The 22,348-nt window shown below is 41.9% G+C and carries 19 protein-coding genes; 9 read left to right on the forward strand and 10 right to left on the reverse strand.

Going from position 1 to position 22,348, the window contains the following annotated elements:
• The first annotated feature begins 11 nt into the window (after positions 1–11).
• The 5 genes from AC4PGZ_RS02970 (at position 12) to AC4PGZ_RS02990 (ending at position 7,593) form a co-directional block, all read left to right on the forward strand.
• Positions 12–2,354 (forward strand): putative bifunctional diguanylate cyclase/phosphodiesterase, encoded by a 2,343-nt coding sequence (locus AC4PGZ_RS02970; protein ID WP_492159556.1) that lies wholly within the window; start codon positions 12–14, stop codon positions 2,352–2,354.
• Between the two features lie 87 nt (positions 2,355–2,441).
• Positions 2,442–3,236 (forward strand): ATP-dependent sacrificial sulfur transferase LarE, encoded by a 795-nt coding sequence (gene larE, locus AC4PGZ_RS02975; RefSeq protein WP_492159557.1) that lies wholly within the window; start codon positions 2,442–2,444, stop codon positions 3,234–3,236.
• 17 nt (positions 3,237–3,253) lie between these two features.
• Entirely contained in the window at positions 3,254–4,006 is a 753-nt protein-coding gene (gene larB / locus AC4PGZ_RS02980) for a nickel pincer cofactor biosynthesis protein LarB (protein WP_492159558.1), read from the forward strand.
• A gap of 16 nt (positions 4,007–4,022) precedes the next feature.
• Positions 4,023–5,351, forward strand: a complete 1,329-nt coding sequence (larC, locus tag AC4PGZ_RS02985) for a nickel pincer cofactor biosynthesis protein LarC (protein WP_492159559.1) — start codon at positions 4,023–4,025, stop codon at positions 5,349–5,351.
• A gap of 31 nt (positions 5,352–5,382) precedes the next feature.
• Entirely contained in the window at positions 5,383–7,593 is a 2,211-nt protein-coding gene (locus AC4PGZ_RS02990; RefSeq protein WP_492159560.1) for a DNA topoisomerase, read from the forward strand.
• Positions 7,594–7,674: 81 nt separating this feature from the next.
• Here the strand turns inward: AC4PGZ_RS02990 and AC4PGZ_RS02995 are convergent, their stop codons facing one another.
• The 4 genes from AC4PGZ_RS02995 to AC4PGZ_RS03010 are packed head-to-tail and all read right to left on the reverse strand — an operon-like array spanning position 7,675 to position 11,652.
• Positions 7,675–8,841 carry a DHHW family protein gene (locus AC4PGZ_RS02995; protein ID WP_492159561.1) on the reverse strand — a complete coding sequence of 389 codons (1,167 nt, stop codon included), beginning with the start codon at positions 8,839–8,841 and terminating at the stop codon, positions 7,675–7,677.
• Positions 8,842–8,885: 44 nt separating this feature from the next.
• Positions 8,886–10,307, reverse strand: coding sequence for an MBOAT family O-acyltransferase (locus tag AC4PGZ_RS03000; protein ID WP_492159562.1), 1,422 nt, complete (start codon positions 10,305–10,307; stop codon positions 8,886–8,888).
• 41 nt (positions 10,308–10,348) lie between these two features.
• Positions 10,349–10,855 carry a DUF4358 domain-containing protein gene (locus tag AC4PGZ_RS03005; protein ID WP_492159563.1) on the reverse strand — a complete coding sequence of 169 codons (507 nt, stop codon included), beginning with the start codon at positions 10,853–10,855 and terminating at the stop codon, positions 10,349–10,351.
• On the reverse strand, positions 10,855–11,652 hold the full coding sequence (locus AC4PGZ_RS03010; RefSeq protein ID WP_492159564.1) for a GDSL-type esterase/lipase family protein: 798 nt from the start codon (positions 11,650–11,652) through the stop codon (positions 10,855–10,857). The genes AC4PGZ_RS03005 and AC4PGZ_RS03010 overlap by 1 nt, the downstream gene beginning before the upstream one ends.
• 154 nt (positions 11,653–11,806) lie before the next feature.
• Between AC4PGZ_RS03010 and AC4PGZ_RS03015 the strand changes: the two genes are divergently transcribed.
• The 3 genes from AC4PGZ_RS03015 to AC4PGZ_RS03025 are packed head-to-tail and all read left to right on the forward strand — an operon-like array spanning position 11,807 to position 13,797.
• Positions 11,807–12,148: a hypothetical protein gene (locus AC4PGZ_RS03015; RefSeq protein WP_492159565.1), complete on the forward strand. Its 342-nt coding sequence runs from the start codon at positions 11,807–11,809 to the stop codon at positions 12,146–12,148.
• Positions 12,149–12,190: 42 nt separating this feature from the next.
• Entirely contained in the window at positions 12,191–13,003 is an 813-nt protein-coding gene (locus tag AC4PGZ_RS03020) for a Cof-type HAD-IIB family hydrolase (protein WP_492159566.1), read from the forward strand.
• 23 nt (positions 13,004–13,026) lie between these two features.
• Positions 13,027–13,797, forward strand: a complete 771-nt coding sequence (locus AC4PGZ_RS03025; protein WP_492159567.1) for a ComFC family protein — start codon at positions 13,027–13,029, stop codon at positions 13,795–13,797.
• Between the two features lie 32 nt (positions 13,798–13,829).
• Here AC4PGZ_RS03025 and AC4PGZ_RS03030 read toward each other — a convergent pair whose 3' ends face one another.
• The 6 genes from AC4PGZ_RS03030 to AC4PGZ_RS03055 form a co-directional block, all read right to left on the reverse strand.
• A complete protein-coding gene (locus AC4PGZ_RS03030; protein WP_492159568.1) occupies positions 13,830–15,293 on the reverse strand; it encodes a carbon starvation CstA family protein in 1,464 nt (487 codons plus the stop codon).
• 180 nt (positions 15,294–15,473) lie between these two features.
• The gene (locus AC4PGZ_RS03035) at positions 15,474–16,175 is read right to left on the reverse strand and encodes a LytR/AlgR family response regulator transcription factor (protein WP_492159569.1); all 702 of its coding nucleotides are present in this window, start codon (positions 16,173–16,175) and stop codon (positions 15,474–15,476) included.
• 11 nt (positions 16,176–16,186) lie between these two features.
• Positions 16,187–17,851, reverse strand: coding sequence for a LytS/YhcK type 5TM receptor domain-containing protein (locus AC4PGZ_RS03040; RefSeq protein WP_492159570.1), 1,665 nt, complete (start codon positions 17,849–17,851; stop codon positions 16,187–16,189).
• An 18-nt stretch (positions 17,852–17,869) separates the two neighbouring features.
• Positions 17,870–18,484, reverse strand: a complete 615-nt coding sequence (locus AC4PGZ_RS03045) for a TlpA family protein disulfide reductase (RefSeq protein WP_492159571.1) — start codon at positions 18,482–18,484, stop codon at positions 17,870–17,872.
• A 39-nt stretch (positions 18,485–18,523) separates the two neighbouring features.
• Entirely contained in the window at positions 18,524–19,213 is a 690-nt protein-coding gene (locus tag AC4PGZ_RS03050; RefSeq protein WP_492159572.1) for a cytochrome c biogenesis CcdA family protein, read from the reverse strand.
• A 52-nt stretch (positions 19,214–19,265) separates the two neighbouring features.
• A complete protein-coding gene (locus AC4PGZ_RS03055) occupies positions 19,266–20,534 on the reverse strand; it encodes an aminopeptidase (RefSeq protein ID WP_492159573.1) in 1,269 nt (422 codons plus the stop codon).
• Between the two features lie 570 nt (positions 20,535–21,104).
• Here AC4PGZ_RS03055 and AC4PGZ_RS03060 point away from each other — a divergent pair.
• Positions 21,105–22,256, forward strand: a complete 1,152-nt coding sequence (locus AC4PGZ_RS03060) for a DUF3798 domain-containing protein (RefSeq protein ID WP_492159574.1) — start codon at positions 21,105–21,107, stop codon at positions 22,254–22,256.
• The last annotated feature ends 92 nt before the right edge of the window (positions 22,257–22,348 follow it).

The raw sequence follows: 22,348 nt of genomic DNA on the forward strand, positions 1-22,348 counted from the left end.
CAGAGAGGACCGTGATAATTTATCAGATGGAAAGAATAAATAAAAAACAAATCTTTATTTTTTCGTATATTGCGTTTTATTTTATATGGAAAACACTTGCCCCACTCAGTATAAATGACCTGGGCAGCAATGTCATACTGTCTCTTGGATTTTTGGCTTCTTCCATCCTGATATTCGGTAATTTCTGGAAAAGCGGGGATTACAGGATATACACTCTTTTTACAGGAATGGCTGTGCTCTTTTATATTTTTGGAGATTTCCTGTGGGTTTCGCACAATATGCTCTACTCATCCGAACCGGGACTTCTGCACATAAGTTCGGCATTCTATGCGCTTCAGGGGATTCTGTTCTGCATCGCAGCTATTAATGTGATCATAAGGATGTCAGGGAGATTTGAGAGGATCGAGTCTGGGGCAGATGCATTTATAATAGCAGGCCTTGTCATATATATCGCATGGAAGCTGTTTCTTGGGAATGCGGCTCTGACAGCGATTGAAAATCCGGCGGAGAGATATGTGCTCTTCTTATATGTATTCATAGATTTCGTACTCATATTTTCTGTTTCGGTGATATCTCATATAGGAAGGAATGATTTTGCAGACAGGCTGAATTCTCTCGCACTTCTTATATGGTGCACAACCGATATATATTATTACTGGGAATATCTGAGCGGCACATACACAGATTCAAGTTATATTGATGTATTCTGGCTGGCTGCTTTTTTCATGATATGGTATAGCCTGGATTACAGAGTCAGAAATGGCCTAACCGATATCATTAAAAATGAATTTGAGCCGACGAGCTCTCATAAGAGAAAAAGCTCTTCTGCAGCAATGAAAATCCTGTTTATTATCGCCATGCTGCTCAGCTATGATGATATCACAGCCTTTGCGCTGCTTTCGGTGCTTGTGATATTCAGAAATGTAATATCCAGATTCATGCATACCTACTTCGTAAATGAGCACCTGACAGAAGAATACAGAAAGCTCAACGAGATGCTTGAGGAAAAAGTAATAGAAAGAACTGAGGAGCTTAAGCTCAAAAATCGGGAGCTGAAGATACTTGCAGGAGTGGATGAGCTCACGGGTCTGCCTAACCGCAGGCAGTTTACTGAAAAGCTTGAATCCATAATACACATAAGTAATGACAGCACTTTTTTTGCGCTGATGTTCATAGATCTTGACCGATTCAAGTCTATAAATGACTGGTACGGGCATGAGATAGGAGACCGGCTTCTTATAAGCGCGGCGCAGAGATTTGGCGAAGTCCTTGGAAAGGATGGTTTCCTTGCAAGGCTTGGAGGGGACGAATTTGTCATACTGATTGACTCGGTAACAGATGTATCAGGAATCCTCGAAATATCAGACAGGATACTTAAGGCATTCAGAGAACCTTTTTATATAGGAGACTCAAAAATAATATCGACGGTAAGTGCAGGAGTATCGCTTTTTCCAAAAAACGGAAAAGATTCGTCTTCTCTCTTAAGAGCGGCAGACGGCGCGCTTTACAGCTCGAAAGAAAAAGGCAGAGACTGCATCTCTCTTTACACGAGCAGCATGAAGAAAAAGGAAAAGCTGAGGCTTGAAATAGAAAGCAGGCTTTATGATTCCATAAGAAACAATGAGATGGAAATGACTCTTTCTCCTGTAGTTCGATCAAATGACATGTCGATCTCGGCTCTGCAGGCATCTGTCATATGGAACAATCCAGTACTTGGAAGGATGAAGCAGGAGGATTTCAGTGTAATAGCCGAAGACAGCGGATTCTCGATCGATATTGGCAGATGGCTGATGCACAAAGCCTGCAGTGCAATAGCTGAACTTGCAGAATCAGGAGATTCGGACCTCAGAGTATTTATTCCGGTTTCGGAAAGATACTTCATGGGAAGTAACATAGTGGAAGAAATTCGTGATAATATAATCAGATATGGAATATCTGGATCAAATCTGGAGATTGAGATAACAGAGAATTTCTACCCAAAAGACAGAAATATAATGATGGAAAAGCTCAGTGAACTGAGCCGAATGGGAGTAAGGATATCCGTGAAGGACTTTGGAAACGGCCATGCATCACTTTCCAGACTGAGAAGCTATCCCTCAGATACACTCAGGATATCAGATAGAATAACCTCTGGAATCGTAAGAGAAAGAGATTCCCAGCTTCTGGCAGAGGCGATTGTTTCAGCAGGAAGAATTTTTGGAAAGAGGATAACAGCTGACGGGGTATCCAACTCCAGACAGGCACAGATGCTCAGACAGCTTGGATGTGACGAGATGCAGGGAGCGTTTTTTGCAAAACCCTCAAGTCTTGAGGAAATAAGAGAAATACTGGATAAATCATACAGATTACCATGAAGGTAAATGCAAAGGCTGAAGCGATGCATTTTGTTTTTGTGGTAATTTTTTATTTAAAATTTATGTTATAATGAAAGAGGTAAAGCGATGAATAAATTAAACGAACTTAAAGGTTTTATCGATAGAATAGCTGATGATGGTCTGTGCATTGCATTTTCAGGAGGAGTCGACAGCTCCCTGATACTGAGGATAGCTTCAGAAACAGGAAAAAGAGTTCATGCGGTTATGTTCAGGACAAGCCTTCATCCAGCAGCAGATGAGCCTGAGGCGAGAAAGCTTGCACAGGAGATGGGCGCTCAGATCACCGTGATGGAGATTGACGAGTTTTCAAATCCTGACATACTGAAGAATCCTGTTGACAGATGCTATCTCTGCAAGAAGATGCTGTTTGAGAAGCTCGTTGAATTTGCACATGAAAATGGATACAAGACTGTCGCAGACGGGACTAATGCAGACGATCATAACGAATACAGGCCGGGAATACAGGCCCTGGGGGAGCTTGGAGTAGTAAGCCCTCTTGCAGAGCTGGGTATAACCAAAAATGAGGTAAGGCATTTCGCCAAAGAGCTGGGAATAAGAGTCCACAACAAGCCATCAGCACCATGCATGGCTACCAGATTCCCATATAATACTGAAATAACCAGAGAATCTCTTGAAAAGGTAGAACTCGCTGAGAACTATCTCAAGCAGTGCGGACTTGAGGTCTGCAGGCTGAGAGTACATTCAGACATTGCCAGGATTGAGGTAAAAGAAGAGGATTTCGAAAAAGTCCTCATAAACAGGAAGAATATTGCAAGTGAACTCAAAAAAATAGGATTCACATATATCACGCTGGACATCGAGGGCTTCAGGAGCGGAAGCATGGATGTCGGGCTTAAGTAAAACAGTTGGAGGTAAAATTGAAAGACATACTTGAAGCATATAAAAATGGCGATCTTGAGCTTGAGAGCGTTATTGACCATCTTAAAGATCTTCCATATGAAAACCTTGAATACGCGCGAGTCGATCATCACAGAAAATTGAGGTCAGGATTCGCAGAGGTTATATTCGCGCAGGGAAAAACCCCGGCGCAGGTGGCGGAAATAGCGCACCGGTTGAATGAACGTGAAAAATCCTTTCTTGCGACAAGGGCAGATGCAGAACATTTTGAGGAAGTAAGAAAACTCATTCCGGAAGCAAAGTTTGAGGAGCGCTCAGGAGTGATATATCTTAAAAATCCTGATACAGTGCTAAAAGGAAAGGTAGCCGTGTGCACAGGCGGCACTTCTGATATACCTGTCGCCGAAGAGGCTGCAATCACGGCAGAGCTATTCGGGGCAGAGGTCATAAGGATATACGATGTAGGGGTCGCGGGACTTCACAGACTGCTCAAGGTACTGCCTGAGCTCAGAGATATGAATGCAATAATAGCAGTGGCAGGAATGGAAGGCGCGCTTCCCGGAGTGCTGGCCGGACTTGTAGACAAACCGGTAATAGCAGTTCCTACGAGCGTAGGATATGGAGCCAACTTTGGAGGACTTTCATCACTGCTCACGATGCTAAACTCGTGCGCCGAAGGAATAGGTGTAGTGAATATAGATAACGGATTCGGGGCAGGGTATCTTGCCGCTCAGATAAACCGCCTTGTAGTAAATGCGCTTGAAAAAAGATAAGAGGAGTGTGAATTAGATGAAAACACTGTATTTTGAATGTTTTTCCGGTATAAGCGGAGATATGACTGTTGGAGCACTGCTTGATCTTGGAGCAGACAGGAAAATGCTCACAGAAGCCATTGAGAGTCTGGGCATCGATGGATTCAGGATCGAAATCTCCAATACTCAGAAATGCGGGATAACTGCAACGAAGTTTGATGTGATAATAGATGATGAGCATCAACATGAGCATCACGATCACAACCATGAACATAATAATCATGACCACAGCCACAGTCATGGACATGACCACGACCACGACCACAGCCATGATCACCACCACGACCACGACCACGACCATGACCACCACGATCATGATCACGGGAATGGCGGCGAGCATCACCATCGCGGCCTAAAGGAAATAACAGATATAATAAACAGAGCAAGAATGACAGAGAGCGCTAAGAAGCTGGCGCTGGAGATATTTGACATAATAGCTGAAGCAGAGGGCAAGGTCCACGGACTTCCAAAGCATGAGGTTCATTTTCATGAGGTAGGAGCCATAGACTCTATAGTTGACATAGCAGGCATGGCGGTGTGCATAGACAGCCTTGGGGCGGACAGGTATGTATTCTCGCCTCTTTATGAAGGTCAGGGACATGTGCACTGTCAGCACGGAAAAGTTCCTGTACCGGCTCCGGCTACTCTTGAGATGGCGGTAAGGCACGGCATACCTCTTAAGATAACTCAGACCAGGGGAGAACTAGTAACTCCTACTGGCGCAGCTTTTGTAGCAGGCATGAATCCACAGTTCGGCTCGATGCCTCAGGGACTGATAAAGGCTGTCGGCGTCGGCGCGGGCACCAAGGATTTCGCGCATGCCAACATACTCAGGGTGTACATGATCGAAGAGTCTCTTGAATCAGGAGACGAATGCAGCGACAGCGTGGTGCTGATAGAGACCAATATAGACGATGCGAAAGGTGAGCAGCTTGGTTATGCGATGGAGATCCTTCTTGAAAAAGGAGCGCTGGATGTATACCATACTCCGATACTGATGAAAAAGAACCGCCCTGCGTACATGCTCAGCGTGATTTGTGAAAAAAAGCATGAATCTGAGATCATAAAGACTGTATTTGAACATACCACAGCAATTGGAATAAGAAGGCAGGATATAGACAGGGTAAAGATGCAGAGAAGCTTTGAGACAGTTGCAACCGAGCTTGGGGATATAGTGCTCAAGCACTGCAGCTATGAAGGAATAACAAAGACATATCTGGAATATGAAAGCGTCAGAAAATGCGCGCATGAGAACAATATAGGACTTGATGAAGTAGAAAGAAGAGTAAGCCTCAACTTAATATAAGGCTTTGACTGGAGGCGCATCATTGGAGAACATGAAAAAACTAATAATAGCAGAAAAACCGAGCCTTGCGATGGAAATCGTAAAGGCTCTGGGAAAGATGGAAAAGCGGGGCGGATATTATGAAAACGAAGGATACATAGTCAGCTTTGCATTCGGTCATCTTCTTGTGCTTCAGGATGTGGATGATTATTTTGAGCGTGAAAAAACAAGATGGACAATTGAAGAGCTGCCGTTCATACCGGAAAAATTCAAGTTCAGGATACGGGATGACGACGGCGTAAGAAAGCAGTACGAGCTTCTGGAACATCTGATAATGAGGCCGGATGTGGACATGGTAATAAACTGCGGTGACGCTGACAGAGAAGGCGAAGTCATTATAAACAACATAATCTACAGAGTCTTCAGCATGAACAGTGTGAAAAAGCAGGTAGGAAGGCTATGGCTCAAATCCATAAACCTCGAGGAGATAAAGGCTTCACTGGCAAGGATAAAGGATATCAGCGAGACGGACAGCCTGTACAAGGAAGGTCTTGCAAGGACTTATCTTGACTGGCTTTATGGAATAAACCTGACCAGATATATAACCCTCAAGGCGGGGGATTTCCTTCCTGTAGGGAGGGTGCTGACTCCGATCGTCAAGAAAGTCTATGACAGAAGAATCGAAATCGAGAACTTCGTGCCTGAAAAATATGCAGAAATAGACTGTATAATCCAAAAGGACTCACAGGAGTTCAAGGCAGCTGTAAAGAACAGCAGATTTCCGGACATGAACGATGCAGAGCTCATCAGAAAGACTATTGAAGCACTTAACCTTGCAGAATCTGTCGTCAGCGACAAGCAGGTAAAGGAAGTGGAGAAAAAGCCTAAAAAGCTGTTTTCACTTACCACTCTTCAGAACCATATGGTAAAAAACTTCAAGCTCACTCTGGAGGATACACTGAAGGCGGCTCAGGCGCTTTATGAAAAGGGACTCATAACCTATCCGAGGACCAATACCGAGTATCTTCACTCAAGCGAGGCTCAGGATGTAAAGAACCTGGTTGAAAAATATGCGGCTATGGGATATGGTATAAAATTCAAGAATACAAAAGCCCTGTTTGATGACAGCAAGGTAGAGAGTCACAGCGCGCTGCTTCCGACAGTGAAGAGCGTGAATGCTGACAATCTCAAGGCTCATGAAAGAGATGTGTACAAGGCCGTATTAAGCCGCTTTCTGGCAAACTTCGCATCAGAAAAAACCATCGTAGAAGAGACCCGCATAACGATAAAGACTGTGGCAGACAATCGAGAATATATAGTGGAGCTCAAAGGAAATTCCATAAAAAAAGAAGGCTTTTACAGATATGAGAAGCCGGATTCAAAGGAAAAGCTCCTTCCTCAGTTTGAAAAAGGAGAAATCGTAGACGCAAAGTTCGTTGAGGCTATTCGGGAGACCAGCCCTCCAAAGCTGCTCACGATGGTTGAAATGAACAACTATCTCAAGAATCCGTTTCGGGAAGAGATAAAAAATCTCAAGAATTCTACTGCAGAGGATACTGACAGCGCAGACGAATATGAAGAAACCCGGGAGGATGACGACAGGGACTATGCACAGATGCTAAAAGGTATTGAGATAGGAACGGTTGCGACAAGGGACAACATAATCTCCAATGCAGTGAGATATGGCTATATAACTGAAAAGAAGACTGTGCTGGACATTACTGAAAAGGGAATATACCTGGTCCAGGCACTCGAACAGCTCAGCATTGACATGTCAAAGGAAAAGACTGTTGAGACCTCGATAATACTTAAGGACATCTACAGAAAAGACATGACTGTAAATGAAGCAGTCAAAAGGACATCAGACTATTTCAGTGAGATAATCGGACGCAGGGCAAGCATAACAAAGATAAAAAAACCGCATGAAGGCAGGAAAAAGGCAGATAAGGATACAAGAGAAGTCATAGGGACATGCCCGAGATGCGGAAGGAATATATTCGAGAATTCAAAGTCATACTACTGTGAAGGCTACAGAGAAGATCCTCCGTGCAGATTTTCGCTCTGGAAGGAAGACCGGTTTTTCACATCAAAAGGCATGACGGTCACAAAGCCTATGGCAAAATGCCTCATAGAAGGCAAAGTGATAGCGCTGAGAGGGCTTGCCGGAAGTGACGGAAAAAGCTATGGAATCCTTGTGAGGATAAGGGACCTGCAGGATGAGCGCATAACGTTTGAGATGCAGCGCGAAGAAATCGAATCATAAATGAAAAAACAAAAGAAAAAATAAAAAGAACTGAGAAGATATCATTTCTATGATACAAAGCTCAGTTCTTTGTTTTTTCAGCTATTCATTGTTGAGCACGGATGCGAGAAATCGGTCTTCAAAAAAAGTATTTGCATTATACAGATAAAGTACGTGTGATATATCCTCGCTGTCGATAAGCTCATACAAATCTTCGTAATAGTACCTTGGGTCCACCACTGTTATTCGGCTGAAATGAGCAGTAAGAAATGGAATGAAGCAGTTTGCATAGGAATCCTTTATTACGAGAAGGGATTTCTGATTTCTTGCCGCGGTCTTTATCTTTACCAGAGGATGGTTGCCCCTCATGAATACCTCATATTTATTTTTAGCGCTCAGCTTTGAGACATCAAATAGAGAAGGGGACTTGAGTTTCTCCTCAACGTAGCTGACTACGTACTGATCAGATTTTGAGTCTGGAAGATAGACATTTATCGTATCTCCATTGTAGCCGTAATAGCCTGTTTTTGAGGCTAGAGTCCCATAAAAATCCTCTGTCACAGGCATTTTTTTATAAGCACTGTCTGTCACATCTATCTTAAGCTCCCGGGCAAGGCTTTTGAACACCGCATAGGCGCTGTCTGTAGTCCAGTGATGATCTGTCCTGTAGAAAGCATCTTTATCTGATATCTGCGTAAGGGCATTATATGAATCTATCTTTATGACAGAGCTGTCAAGCTCTGAGTATAAATCCTGAATATATTCCTTCTGGCTTATCAGAGGTGCATCCTCGGGAAGGTATGATGACAGGATATCTGAGGCATTTGGCACCAGTATGAAAAACGATCGGATATTTCGGTACTTTTCAGTAAAGGAATTTATTGCAGAGATTTTTTCATCCATAGAGGCTTTGTCCGGCGCAGAGGGTTTTTCAAAGAGAAATCCCTCGCTTCCTCTCAAGACTCCGTTAACCTCTCTTCTTCCGAGAAGCAGGTCTGTTCTTGACTTCATCTCGACCCACAGCGTACGATACGGCATCTGGTCTGCAGAATACTTCTCGAATTTCCTGCTGAACCGTCCGCTGAGTATATTGTCGGCATCAAGCCTTGGTACTTTCGCAAGGACCCTGTTCTCACTCTCTGAAAACCTTGAATCCTCATGAATAAGACCAATGGCTCCTGTCACAAATATGAAAGCCGCAAATATAATGCCACTTATCTTATGGAATTTATGTTTTTGATTATCACTTTTTTCAAAATCTGGTTTCATAGGGCATCTTTCTATATAATAAATATTATTAAATTAATTTTAAGTTAAAAGCGGAAATAAAGAAATGGATTGTAAGTCTCGGTTACAAGGTATGCCGTGGACATAAAGAGTATGAACGCGTGAAGAATAACGGCTGCTGAATGGCTTACTCTGGTCCTTATCTTATCGCTGATCTCCTCGGGCTCAAATATTTCCCTGAAGATACCTGTAGAAAACAGCAGGGATATTACAAGCATGACCGCATTTGATTTCAGGTAGTATATAAAAGCATTATCAACAAGCACGTTTCCCGAAGCTCCGGACATCACGCCGAGATAAGCCGCAGCAGATTCAATATCTCTTGAAGCAAAAAGTACCCATCCTATTATCACTGCGAGCATGCAGTAAACATGAGATATTATAGCCGGAGCATTATCTATTAATTTTTTCAGGAACATTTTTTCTATAAGCAGCAGGCAACCGTAGTAAATTCCCCAGACTACGAAATTCCAGCTTGCACCATGCCACAGTCCGGTTAACATCCACACTGCCATTATGTTTCGAATCTGCCTGATGCGGCTGCAGCGATTTCCTCCAAGCGGGATATATACGTATTCCCTGAACCAGGTCCCCAGCGAGATATGCCATCTTCTCCAGAATTCCGTGACGCTTCTTGAAATATAGGGATGGTCGAAATTTTCCATGAATTCAAATCCGAACATCTTCCCAAGACCTATTGCCATGTCGGAATATCCGCTGAAATCAAAATAGATCTGGAATGTATATGCAATTATGCCAAGCCATGCAGAAAATACAGAAATGCCTGTCATATCCATAGCCTGAGTAATATCCCACAGCGCTCCCATGCTGTTTGCTATAAGTACTTTTTTACCAAGTCCCTGTATGAATCTCTGAGCGCCTTCTCCGAATTTCGATGCTGATACGTTCCTTTGCTCGAGCTGAGATTCGATATCGCTGTATCTTACTATAGGTCCGGCTATCAGCTGAGGGAACATGGTGACGTAGAGCGCAAATGAGACAGGATTCCTCTGAAGCCTTACCTTGCCAAGATATACATCAATCACATAGGACAATACCTGAAATGTATAAAATGAGATTCCTATTGGAAGCGGCAGCTCACTGTAAGCAATATCTGCATTAAACAGAGCATTGATATTTTCTGCCAGGAATCCGTAATATTTGAAAAAACCGAGTATTAGAATATTGAACACAACTGCGGAAATAAACAGGGCTCTTAGAACCGCCCTTTTTTCCTTTATGAGCTCCGATTCGATAAATATTCCAAAAACAAAATTTGTAAGTATCGACGCTATCATAAGCAGAACGTACACCGGCTCTCCCCATGCGTAGAAAAAAAGGCTCACTGCAAGAAGCGTGAAGTTCTTTATCTTTGCCGGAGACATCCAGTAGAGCAGAAGTGACAGCGGCAAGAATGTGAATAGAAAAAATATACTGCTGAAAACCACTTTATTCCTTCTTCCTGTTATAATTTCAAAAATTCCATATCTTAATGCCCATCAAGAAAAGCATTCCTGAGCTCCTCTGAATTATCAGCTACAGCATAAAAGACGATGTCATCACTTATACGGACTATATAATCCTCAAGCAGCGCGCACTGCTCGGGAGCATATCCGCCAAAGCTCTCGGTCTGAGCGGATATCCGGCTTTCTATCGCAGCTTCGACAGATTCGATCTGAGCCTTGTCGCTGAGCTTTATAATCATCATCTCGCTTACGTCCATAGAAGAGGCAGGAGAATAGATCACGACATCCTCGTAATCTGCTGTATTAAGTCCAAAAAAGCGCTTGAGGGACCTTGACGGATTCTCTGATCGTATCATTTTATCGCTGTCGATAAGATCCTGCATGCCTGATGCAAGCTCCTGTATATCGATCTCGCCATTCCTCTGTGAATCCTTGCTGCAGCCGCCGGCAGAAGCAAGGAGAAGTGCCAGCATAATGAGAAGGACTGCACTTTTCAGCCTTCTTTTATTAATTTTAACTCCATCATTCATTATTTTTTCTCCTGTATACCAATCTGAGCCATTAAGAAGTCAAGCCACGCAGGGTAGTACTGAGCCTTAAAATGAATGCCATCTGCAGCATAATAGTCCGGATTTTCCTTTATCAGATGTGTAGAATCGATGTATGTGATTCCCATATCCGAACACATACTTACAAGGGCCTCATTAAAATCCCCGCTTCTTTTGAAAAGCGGCTTTTTTTCAATGACCGAGTCTTTCACCGGATATACAGAGTTGACATAGATTTCAGCGCGTGGAATCTCAATTCTCACGCTCTCAATTAGTGCCCGGTAATGCGATATGAAATCCTCAGTAGTCTTGAAAAGCAGCAGATCATTTACTCCATAAAGCATTACTATCTTCTGAGGGCTCAGAGAAGCTGCTTTCTTAACGTCGTCCTTTGCCGATATTACATTTCTTCCTTTGCTTGCGACTACTGAGGATGAATCAGCATATCCATACAGGCTCAGTGGCTCAGCCTGGGAGTCGCCCATGAAAACCACAGATTCAAAAGCCTTCCTGAATCCATTTTTATGGGATTTTACCTGCAGAGACCTTTCCTCCTCGGATTTTGAGATTTCAAGCTGAACAGCTTGTATCTTCTCCTCGATAGCTGACGTTTCGGCGGCTTCGAGCCTTTTAAGAGCATCGACATTTGCAAGAATCTCCTGCTCGCTCAGTCCTGATGCATTTACTTCAAGCTCAGAGTCATTTTCAAAGGCATTGTATGATATAGCCATGACTATGAGCGCTAAAAATATATATTTGAATTTCTTCTTGATTTTCATGACAAACCTGCTTCTTAAAATTATTTTTACTTCTCAAGACATTATGATATCATACTTTGAGCAAAAATCACACATCAACTGTAAGTTTATTGTAACTAAAAGGTCAATTTATTCATATATAATACTTGAATAACGAAAATCAAGGAGACAGAAAATGGAAATATTACGCATAATTTTTGCTGTCATGATAGTGATATCATTGCTTGCAATGGTACTGCTCTTCATTGACGGAGGGAAATATGGAAAAAATACAATGATATTCAATTCGATAGCGATGTGGTCAATATTCATATCATGGATCGACTTTACGTCAATTCCGGTGAATTATTCAACGCAGCCGTTCAGCTATCAGCTCAAGCTGTTTATTTCAATATTATTTGGAGCTATGTCCATAATTGCAGCATTAGTTTTTTTCATAAAGCGCGACAGGCCAAATCACGCGAGAACAATAATGGCTCTGGCGATAGCAGGTGGCATGATGGGGCTGCTGCTTTAAGGTTTTAAGTAACATACTTTTATATAGCATTAAGGAGAAAAAATGTATAAATTAGTTTCACTTGACATGGATAACACTACACTTGACAACAATCACAGAATAAGCGCAAAAACCAGAGAGACCCTTGAAAAAGCACATGAAAAGGGTGTAAGGATAATAATGAATACAGGCAGGACCCACAATGAATCAGAGAAATATCTCGAATATCTTGACTTTGTAGATTATTCAGTGACTTCAAATGGATCGGTGGTATATGAGAGAAAAAGCGACAGATTTTACCGCGTAAATGAGCTCAACATGGATTATGTAAGAGCGGCGCAGAAAATCTGCAGGAAATACAAAGACAGCGTGCTCTTTCTGGTAGCTGATGAGACCAGATGCTACATGGAAAAAGATTATGCTCAGAGCAGAGGCCTTGAGCTCTTCAATGATATAATAGGAATTGAGCTGGAGGCCGTAGAAGACCTGGCAGGGCATTTCGAGAAGAAATTTGCAGGGAAGTCTGTAATAATGGGTGACCGAAGCATACTTGAAAAGATCAAGGATGAGCTTCATGATATATTTGGAGAGGATATACAGCTTAGGTATTCACTCGAATCTGCGCTTGAAATCCTCAACCCTGAGATGGATAAATCAGAGGGTCTAAAGCTGATAATGGAGCTTTGCGGCATAAAAAAAGAGGAAGTCATGGCAATAGGCGATGGTGAGAATGACATAGGAATGCTGAAGCAGGCAGCGCTTGGAATTGCAGTAGCAAACGCCTGCGAGCCTCTTAAGAAGATTGCAGATTATATAACTCTCAGCAACGTCGAAGACGGAGTTGCTCACGCCATAGAAAAATTCGTGCTGGCATAGAAAATCTGTTCAGGAGGTAGATTGTGTCTGAGATTCTGTTTCCCCGAAATATCAGCTGCATTTTCTGCAGCATGCCGATAAGCAGGCAAAATGCCTACAGCATTTGCAGGGAGTGCTTCGAAAATATGGAATTCATAAAGGAAATATGCACAAATTGCGGAAGGACTGGAGAACACAGCAGATTGTGCACTTTTTGTCATGGAGACAGATATTATTTCGACAGAGTATACAGCATATTAAAGTACAATGACTTCATGCACGGAAAGATATATGGATACAAATACGGACACAGGAATTATCTTTCCAGGTATTTTGCGCAGATGGCAAATGACTTCATCAAGGCAAACTCTCTGAATTATGACTTTGTAACAGGAGTACCCATATCCAGAAAGAGAATGAGATCAAGAGGCTTCAACCAGACATATGTAATTGCTGAAAAACTTGATGAGAGCGAAAAATATATCGAACTGTTTGAGAGAAAAAGACATACGGCGTTTCTTTCAAGGCTGCCCGATTCGCAGAGAAAAAGCGAAATAAAGGGGGCATTCGAGATAAAGACTGAGTCTCTTGACAGAATGCTTGAAAAGTTTCATTCAGAAACATGCCCTGATTCCATTGAAAGAAATCTCAGAATCCTTATATTCGATGACATATTCACGACCGGCACTACCATGAATGAGCTTGCCTCGCTTTTGAAAAAGAGCATTGCAGATGTAGAGGTAAGCTGCCTTACATTATGTAATGCAAGGATAATAAACAAAAACGAAACAAAAAAACCTGCTTCTAAAATATAGTCAGAAGCAGGTTTTTATATATGCAGCTTTTATTATGCGGTCTTATCTGAAAGTCTTTCAGAAGAAGATGCCAGTTTTTTACCATGTGCATAGGTTACATAAGCATATATCCCAGTAAGAACTACTCCTGCAACATATGAAACGTTCATAGGAAGTCTGAATCCTATCTGTGCATTAAGGATATAGCTTGATATTATGAACATGTAGAACATACCAGGAAGAAGTGAAACCATGTAGTTCTTTTTGTTCTTCATCAGATATATTGTTATCATCGCGAATGCGAATACAGCGATTGTCTGGTTGCTCCATGCAAAGTATCTCCAGAGTATATTAAATCCTTCGGAACTCATCTTTGCAAATACAAGTATTCCTGCAACGAACGCGAAGATTACAGCTGAAAGAGTGAATCTCTTTGCAGGTGATTTCTGATCAATGTTAAGGAAATCTGCAAGCATAAGTCTGAGAGCTCTGAGCGCAGTATCTCCAGAAGTGATAGGAAGAACGATTACCCCTATGATGGCAACGACTCCACCGATGTTTCCAAGAAGGTCTCTTGCAACAAGTCCGATTACAGCTGGTGATCCTATTAGGTCTGCTTCTATGCCCTTGTTGTATATTCCCATTGCAGCAGCAGCCCATATCATAGCGATGAATCCTTCAAGAAGCATCATGTTGAAGAACGTAGTTCTTCCTTCTCTTTCATTTGATACGGATCTTGCTATAAGTGTTGACTGAGTAGAGTGGAATCCGGAAACTATTCCGCATGCAACTGTTACAAAGAATATAGGGATGAAAGGGACTCCCTTAGGGTGAATTCCCATCCAGTTGGAAGCGCTTAGATTTGTAAGCTCATATCCATTTGTGAAAATTCCAACGCCAACCCCAACTGCAGAAAGAAGCAGGATTGCTCCAAAAAGAGGATATATCTTTCCGATTATCTTATCTATTGGGAAAAGCGTAGCACAGAGATAATAAACAAATATTACTCCATATACTATCCATACTGTAGGATTATCAGCAGTAGCTTTCTGTCCGAGAAGCTGAGTAACTGCAAGATCTCCAGGCGTATATATGAATACAGCGCCAACGAGGAGCATAAGAAGTGAAAGGAATATGTTGTAGAACTGGAATATCTTCTTGCCCATAAAAGTTTTAACGAGTGAAGGCATCTGATTACCATTTTCACGAAGACATATCATGCCTGACATATAGTCGTGTACTGATCCGCCAAGAACACAACCGAGCGGTATGGTTATGAAAGCGATTGGCCCAAACAGTATACCCTGTATAGGTCCTAGTATTGGTCCTGTCCCTGCGATGTTAAGTAACTGAATAAGTGCATTTTTCCATTTTGACATAGGGACGAAGTCAACGCCGTCATTCTTGGTGATAGCCGGTGTTTTTCTGTCATCTGGTCCAAAGAGCCTGTCGATATAAGCACCGTACGCAAAGCCTCCAAAAACCAGTATTGCAAGTCCAATTAAAAAAGTTGCCATGTTTTTTTCCTCCTGTATGATTTTGTAACAGCAGCCAGAGAATCATATCGTAAGTATTTTTTTCTGATATAAAAGATTGTTCTTATATGTATGCTGTTCATATGATATGATTTTATGTTATTTTCAGAAAAAAATGAATATAGAATGCACGAAGAAACAAAAAAAGCACATGAAGTGCTTTTATATGCCCATTATTGTCCTGAATTCCGGTATGTTGTTTCTGCTTACAGGAATATCTGCTGACTCTCCCTGCATTTTCAGCATATAGGTATTATTGAACCAGGGAATGATTTCTACTATTTTTTCAGTATTTATTATAAATGATCTGTGGCTTCTGAAGAAAAATTCCTTCGGAAGCTTCTTGTAAAATTCAGTAATACTTATATTTGTAGTATATTTGGTGCCGTTTACTGAAATGAGCGTCTCGTGGCCATTAGCCTCGCAGTATGAGATATCAAGGATTCTCATGACTATCATCTTGTTGTCCTTCCAAAGCGTGATCTTATTTGAAATACAGGTCTGGTATGCCGGTTTTTCAAGCTTTTTAAGAGTCCCGACCATTCGCTCCTCTGAGTAGGGCTTGAGTATATAGTCATAGGCCTCTATTTCAAAAGCATCGACCGCAAAATCCTTGTAGGCTGTTATGAATACTATTATAGGATGCTTCGGGAACCTGCTGATGATCCTTCCAAGGGCCATTCCATCAAGTTTGGGCATGTTTATGTCCAGAAATATTATGTCTATGCTGTTTTTTTCAATATATTCCAGTGCCTTCAGAGAATCGTCGAATTCATCGAGGATCTTGATGGAACTGAAATTATTTATAAAATATTTGAGTTCCTCTCTTGATGGAAACTCATCATCAACAATGATGCAGTTCAATGAAATCCCTCCTATCGTCTGACAGTAAAGCATATACGGCTTCCGATTTCAGGCTCTTCTATACTGAGCCCCTGTCCGTATATGAATTTGAGGCGCTTGTGTACGTTTAACAGCCCTATCTTGGTATCGTCTATATCGCCTTCCTGAATCCCGGTTATTATTTCCTCGGATATTCCGCAGCCGTCATCTTCAATTGTTATTATTACTGTTTCGGGTGATGACTTTTTGATCCTTATGGTTACGGTTCCACATCCTTTTCCTTCCAGGATTCCGTGTTTAATTGAATTCTCCACGAGAGGCTGGATTATCAGGCTGGGTATTTTAATGTCAAGATTATCTTCTATATCGTAAATTACGTCCAGCTTTTCTCCAAATCTGGCCTTTTCGATTTCGACATAAGCTTTTACCTGTTCAAGCTCCTGATTGATATCTACAAAATTTTCTCCGGATTCGATATTATACCTGAGGTATGTTGACAGGTTAATGATGAGCTTTCGTGCTTCATCTGGATTGATCCTTATGAATGAAATAATCGTATTAAGAGCATTGAAAAGAAAGTGGGGGTTTATCTGAGCTTGTAGAGCACGGATTTCAGCCTTGTTGGCCATGTCCTTGAGCTCTCCCAGGCGGCTTATCTCAAGCTGGGTTGATATGAGCTGAGAAAGTCCGGCCGCAAGGTTTATGTTCCTGAACGAGATTGCATTTTCCTTGCAGTAGTAGATCTTTAGTGTTCCGGAAACCTCAGCGTCTTCCTTTAGCGGAGATATTATAGCAGACTTGAGCTGGCAATTTGGATAGCTGCAGCTTATACCTTCCTTTGTCGATATAGAAATCAGATTTCCCTCCCTTATGACTCTTTTCGTTGCCTCGGTCTCAATGAGGTTTCCCTTTATATGATGGTCAGATCCCACTCCGACATGCGCAAGAATATATTCTCTGTCAGTGATCGACACTGCGTCTGCCTGTATGGAATCCCTTATTATGCTGCAGATTTTTTCCAGGGAGTTCTCATCCATCTCGCGGAAATGAGGAAGAGTCTTGTTTGCTATCTCAAGCGCAATCTGAGCCTGCTCGGCGGATATCTCGTCTTTTTCCTTGAAGATTTTCTGAATGAGAAGTATGATTATGGAAATTCCGATTGCATTGGCAAAGCTCATTGGAAAATATATGCTCTTGACTATGTTTATCGAAGTATCAAAATCTGGAACCATTACTATTATTAAAAACATTTCAAATGTCTGTATCACAAGCCCGGCAATCAGTCCGTATGCCCATCGGTTGGAATCGTCCGACTGCTTATATATATATCCGGCCACAATTCCTGAGATTATTGTAGTTATGCTGCATGGAAGCGTAGTTACGCCGCCCGGATCTATCAGGAACCTGTGTATTCCGGCAATCAGTCCGGAAGCTATTCCTACGAATGGTCCGCAAAGGATTCCGCCGGACATTACACCTATTATCCGTGTGTTTGCTATGGCGCCATTTATCTCTGTCCCAGTGTAGGTTCCCAGAATTCCGAACGATCCAAATATAAGAGAGAGTAGAAAAAGATCTCTTTTTCGGAGATCATCTTTCTGTATAAGGTTCTTGAAAACTCTTATATTCGAAACAAAAAAAGCTATAAGGAGAATATATCCAAGATTGTTGGACAGGCTTCTCAGAAGTTCTATCATATCATTATCTCCAAAACGCTATTCCGGCTTGGATTCCAGTATGGAATCTATAGCTCTGAAAAGGCTTTCCTCAGACATGCTTCCTGGATGGTAGCTGACTACATTTCCCTGCGCATCCACAAAAAAAGTGGTAGGAAGGCTTCGGGCGCTGTATTTGTAGGACGCGTCAAACTCGAGGTCGAAATACATGTCCATATCGTATGAATTCTCTTCAAAATATGTGGTTGCAGTCTCTACTGTCTCTCTGTCTCCGTCTGTCGAGTTAATCATAAAGAACTTGACTCCCTGGTCAGAATAAGTGTCAGATGCTTTCTGGAAATAATCCATTTCAGCACGGCACGGAGGACACCAGCTTGCCCAGAAGTTTATTACAGCAGGCTGACCTGAAAAGTCGCTGAGAAAAACTTCGTTGCCGTCAGCATCAAAAACCTTGAAATCAGGCGCTTTTATCTCTGTCTGTTCCTCAGTTGTCTCGGATGAATCCGGCTCAGGCTGAGCCTGCTCCGGAGATCCTGATGCATCAGATTCTGCAGACTGAGGCTCTCTGGTGCTGAGAGTGTTGTACGCATAAAATGACCCGCCAAACAAAATCACGATAGCCAGGATTATAACCGGCAGCTTGCTATTTTTCATAAATTTCACCTTTCTCTAAAATAATGGAAACCGGAACTATCATGAAAAGAACACGATCAGTTTTGTAAAGATCCCCGTCATCATCATTATCCCGACTAAAATAAGGAATATCCCGGATATATTGTTTATTATTCTGTAGTTTCTCTTTATAAAATCAAAAGTAGATTTAAGGCTGTTTATAAGAAGTGACGAAAGTATGAATGGTACTCCAAGGCCAAGGCTGTACACAAAAAGCATCAGTGAGCCTTTGAGCATCGTCTGGCTGTTTGCCGCTATCATCAGAGCTGAACCCAGAAACGCTCCTACGCATGGAGACCATCCAATTGAGAATACCATTCCAAACAGCACAGATTTGCTGAACTTGAAAGAGCCCGCTCTGTAATCAATCTTGTGAGTTCTCTTCAGGAATTTTATATTAATCACATCAATATAGTTGAGGCCGAACAATACCATTACAACTCCGGTAATTATGTTGAACATCTGGCCGTGAGTGAACACGAACCGTCCTATGCTTCCTGCAGCGGCTCCAAGCAACACGAATACCGTAGTGAATCCAAGCACGAATCCGATTGAGTTTTTAAGTGCCGGATTTCTGAGAGTAAGACCCGATTCCTGATTTGCGGCATCCTGATCACCCATGAAATATGTTATATAGATCGGAATCATAGGAAGTATGCAGGGAGATACAAATGTTATGATACCCTCCAGAAACAAAATAAGATAATCCATAAAATTTCCCCCTTGTATAATTTTGTTAAGCAATGTCATGCTTCAGCTAACATTATATGGCCCAGTTGCCGTTCTTGAATATCTGAACAGTCTCTCCCGATCTTGTGACAGCAGTTATATCCATGTCAGGGAAACCGATCATGAAATCATTGTGTATGAGAGAAGTATTAAGCCCATTCTTCTCGAGCTCTTCTTCTGTCATCAGTTCACCACCCTTTATGCAGCTTGGATAAGCCTCTCCAAATGCCAGGTGGCATGATGCATTTTCATCAAAGAGGGTATTGAAGAAAATGGTATTTGTATTTGAGATTGGAGAATCATGAGGCACGAGTGCCACCTCTCCGATATACGAAGCTCCTTCATCTGTAGCCAGAAGCTCTCTGAGAGTATCCAGACCTTTTTCTGCTGTCATGTCGACTACCTTTCCGTTCTCGAAATACAGCACGAAATTCTCAACGAGATTGCCATTGCAGTTGAATGGAAGAGAACTGGAAACATAACCGTTTATGCCATATTTCTGAGGGGCTGTGAATACTTCCTCAGTTGGCATGTTCGCATTAAAGTATATTCCACTGGCATTCTTTTCAGCTCCGCCGCTCCATATATGATTTTCAGGGAGCTTTATAGTGAGGTCGGTGCCTTTTGTAATACCGTTTCCGGCAGATCTGTAATGAAGTGAAGCAAACTGCATCGAGTTAAGATACTCAGTCTTGGATCTGAGGCTTTCGTTGTGGTCATGCCATGCCTTTTCCGGATCATCCCTGTCAACGCGTGAGGCAATCAGTATCCTGTCCCAGAGCTCAGAAACAGCTTCCTCGCAGGAAAGGCCTGGAAATACCTTTCTGGCCCATTCTTCAGTAGGGGCTGCGGCCACTACCCATGAAAGCTCGCTGTTCATTGTGTACTTGTTGACTTTTTTCATTCCCTGTGAATTGACTTTATTGGCAAGCCCGATTATCTCTGCAGGTACATCAGAAAAAACATCAGGATCATCGCCGCTTATTCGTATGAAACAGGCATTATTTCGGCACATTTCCTCATATCCATCTGCCTTCCACTGCGGGAAATATGAAACCGCTGTTTCTCCTCCGTGCAGGTATTTTTCCTTTTCGGCAAGGCTGTCTATATATTCAACATGAACGTATGAGGCGCCATTCTGGTAGCATTTTCTTAGAACCAGTCTCATGAATTCACTCGCACCTACAGGACCTCTGAGGATGACAGGCTGTCCCTTCTGAAGGTTGACTCCGGTGGTAACGATAAGGCCGGCATATTTTTCTATCATAGAAATCTTTTTCTGGTCAAAATTTTCAAGTTTCATAGTCATAATACTCCTTTGTAATTGTAATTTTCTGTAAGGAATCTATATAATTATAAAGATTATATCATAATATGCATATATTGATGAAGTCATTTGTGACATTGTCACCGGTATGGATAAAAAAGCGGATTTAACAAATTTTTTGTTTGACAAAAGCAGTGAAGATAAAGTAAAATAAAAAAGCTTTGAGAGTCTGTGGCTGCAAGTCCAAGCCAGACGCGGGCAAAAGGACCCACGTAAGCTTTGTCAAAAATGTACAAAGTGAGCATGGCGCGTCTTAGATGTAAGCCCTGCCGAGAAAATCGAGAGAGAAAAGTAGTGATGCGAACCAGAGCGAAATCTCCAGCAGGCGAGTGTGGGGGAAAAGGCCAGGTCAGTCTCAAGGTAAAAAAGGCAAGTTGATTACTGTCAACCTGTCTTTTTTTATACATTTTTTTGGAAATCGTTTTCAATAATCAAACATTATATTAAAAATTTGTAGACTTATTTGAATAAATGTAGTATTATAAATATACACAAAATTGGAAATAATCTTACAAAAAAATCAAAATTACGAGGGAGAAACTGACTATGAAAAGAATTTTAGCAGCACTTTTAAGTGCAACGATGATTTTCGGATTGGCAGCATGTGGTGGCTCTGAAACAGAATCAGAGGGAACAGCTGAATCAACTGAAACGCCTACATATAAAATAGGCATATTGACAGGAACTGTTTCACAGGGTGAAGAAGAGTTCCGTGCGGCAGAAAAAATGAAGGAAAAATACGGTGATATGATCATAACTAAGACATATCCGGACAACTTCATGAAGGAAACTGAGACAACTATAGCAAACTTTATGAGTATGGCATCAGATCCTGATGTTAAAGCTATAGTTATGTGTCAGGCAGTTCCTGGAGCATCTGCAGCAATCGATCAGGCCAAAGAACTTAGAGACGATCTACTTATAATTGCAGGAACACCAGGAGAAGATCCGGACATGATAGCTTCAAAAGCTGACCTTGTACTCGTTGCTGACGAGCTTGGAATGGGACAGACTATAATAGATGAGGCTGTTAAAATGGGAGCTAAGACTTTCGTTCACTATTCATTCCCAAGACACATGTCATATCAGATGCTTGCAGCAAGAAGAGACCTTCTTAAGCAAAATGCTGAGGCAGCAGGACTTGTATTCATAGATGCAACTGCACCAGACCCAACTGGAGACGCTGGAGTTCCAGGAACACAGCAGTTCATACTTGAAGATATTCCAAGAAAAGTTGAAGAATTCGGAACAGAGACTGCATTCTTCGGAACAAACTGTGCAATGCAGGAGCCTATGATCAAGGCTATAATAGAGACTAAAGCGCTTTATCCACAGCAATGCTGTCCATCTCCATTCCATGGATATCCAGGAGCACTTGGTATCGAGATACCAGATGACAAAGCTGGAGACGTTCCATATGTAATCGAGCAGATAACTGCTAAGGTTGGAGAAGCAGGAATGAGCGGAAGAATGGCAACTTGGCCAGTTCCAATAAACATGATGTTTGTTGAGGGTGGAGTTGAGTATGCAAAAGCTTATCTTGACGGAGAATTTACAGACAAGCTTGATTTTGACAAGGTATCAGAAATCCTTAGCTCAGTTGGTGGAACTGTAACAATAACTCCTTACACTAATGAGGCAACAGGAACGACATTTGAAAACTATCTAATGGTACTGTCTGAATATGTAGTATTCTAATTTTGTGTAGAAAATAAGGATAAATGAATAAAGACTACCAGGATTGGTAGTCTTTATTTAAATTGAATGTAAATTTCAGAAAATTGCAAAAA

Source organism: Proteocatella sp. QWL-06, from assembly GCF_058684135.1.

What these genes read in the sequence shown, in the direction of transcription:
- larE (WP_492159557.1), top strand. Translation starts at nt 2,442, where the DNA reads ATGAATAAATTAAACGAACTTAAAGGTTTTATCGATAGAATAGCTGAT.
- larC (WP_492159559.1), top strand. Translation starts at nt 4,023, where the DNA reads ATGAAAACACTGTATTTTGAATGTTTTTCCGGTATAAGCGGAGATATG.
- AC4PGZ_RS02990 (WP_492159560.1), top strand. Translation starts at nt 5,383, where the DNA reads ATGAAAAAACTAATAATAGCAGAAAAACCGAGCCTTGCGATGGAAATC.
- AC4PGZ_RS02995 (WP_492159561.1), bottom strand. Translation starts at nt 8,841, where the DNA reads ATGAAACCAGATTTTGAAAAAAGTGATAATCAAAAACATAAATTCCAT.
- AC4PGZ_RS03005 (WP_492159563.1), bottom strand. Translation starts at nt 10,855, where the DNA reads ATGAATGATGGAGTTAAAATTAATAAAAGAAGGCTGAAAAGTGCAGTC.
- AC4PGZ_RS03010 (WP_492159564.1), bottom strand. Translation starts at nt 11,652, where the DNA reads ATGAAAATCAAGAAGAAATTCAAATATATATTTTTAGCGCTCATAGTC.
- AC4PGZ_RS03015 (WP_492159565.1), top strand. Translation starts at nt 11,807, where the DNA reads ATGGAAATATTACGCATAATTTTTGCTGTCATGATAGTGATATCATTG.
- AC4PGZ_RS03020 (WP_492159566.1), top strand. Translation starts at nt 12,191, where the DNA reads ATGTATAAATTAGTTTCACTTGACATGGATAACACTACACTTGACAAC.
- AC4PGZ_RS03030 (WP_492159568.1), bottom strand. Translation starts at nt 15,293, where the DNA reads ATGGCAACTTTTTTAATTGGACTTGCAATACTGGTTTTTGGAGGCTTT.
- AC4PGZ_RS03040 (WP_492159570.1), bottom strand. Translation starts at nt 17,851, where the DNA reads ATGATAGAACTTCTGAGAAGCCTGTCCAACAATCTTGGATATATTCTC.
- AC4PGZ_RS03045 (WP_492159571.1), bottom strand. Translation starts at nt 18,484, where the DNA reads ATGAAAAATAGCAAGCTGCCGGTTATAATCCTGGCTATCGTGATTTTG.
- AC4PGZ_RS03050 (WP_492159572.1), bottom strand. Translation starts at nt 19,213, where the DNA reads ATGGATTATCTTATTTTGTTTCTGGAGGGTATCATAACATTTGTATCT.
- AC4PGZ_RS03055 (WP_492159573.1), bottom strand. Translation starts at nt 20,534, where the DNA reads ATGAAACTTGAAAATTTTGACCAGAAAAAGATTTCTATGATAGAAAAA.
- AC4PGZ_RS03060 (WP_492159574.1), top strand. Translation starts at nt 21,105, where the DNA reads ATGAAAAGAATTTTAGCAGCACTTTTAAGTGCAACGATGATTTTCGGA.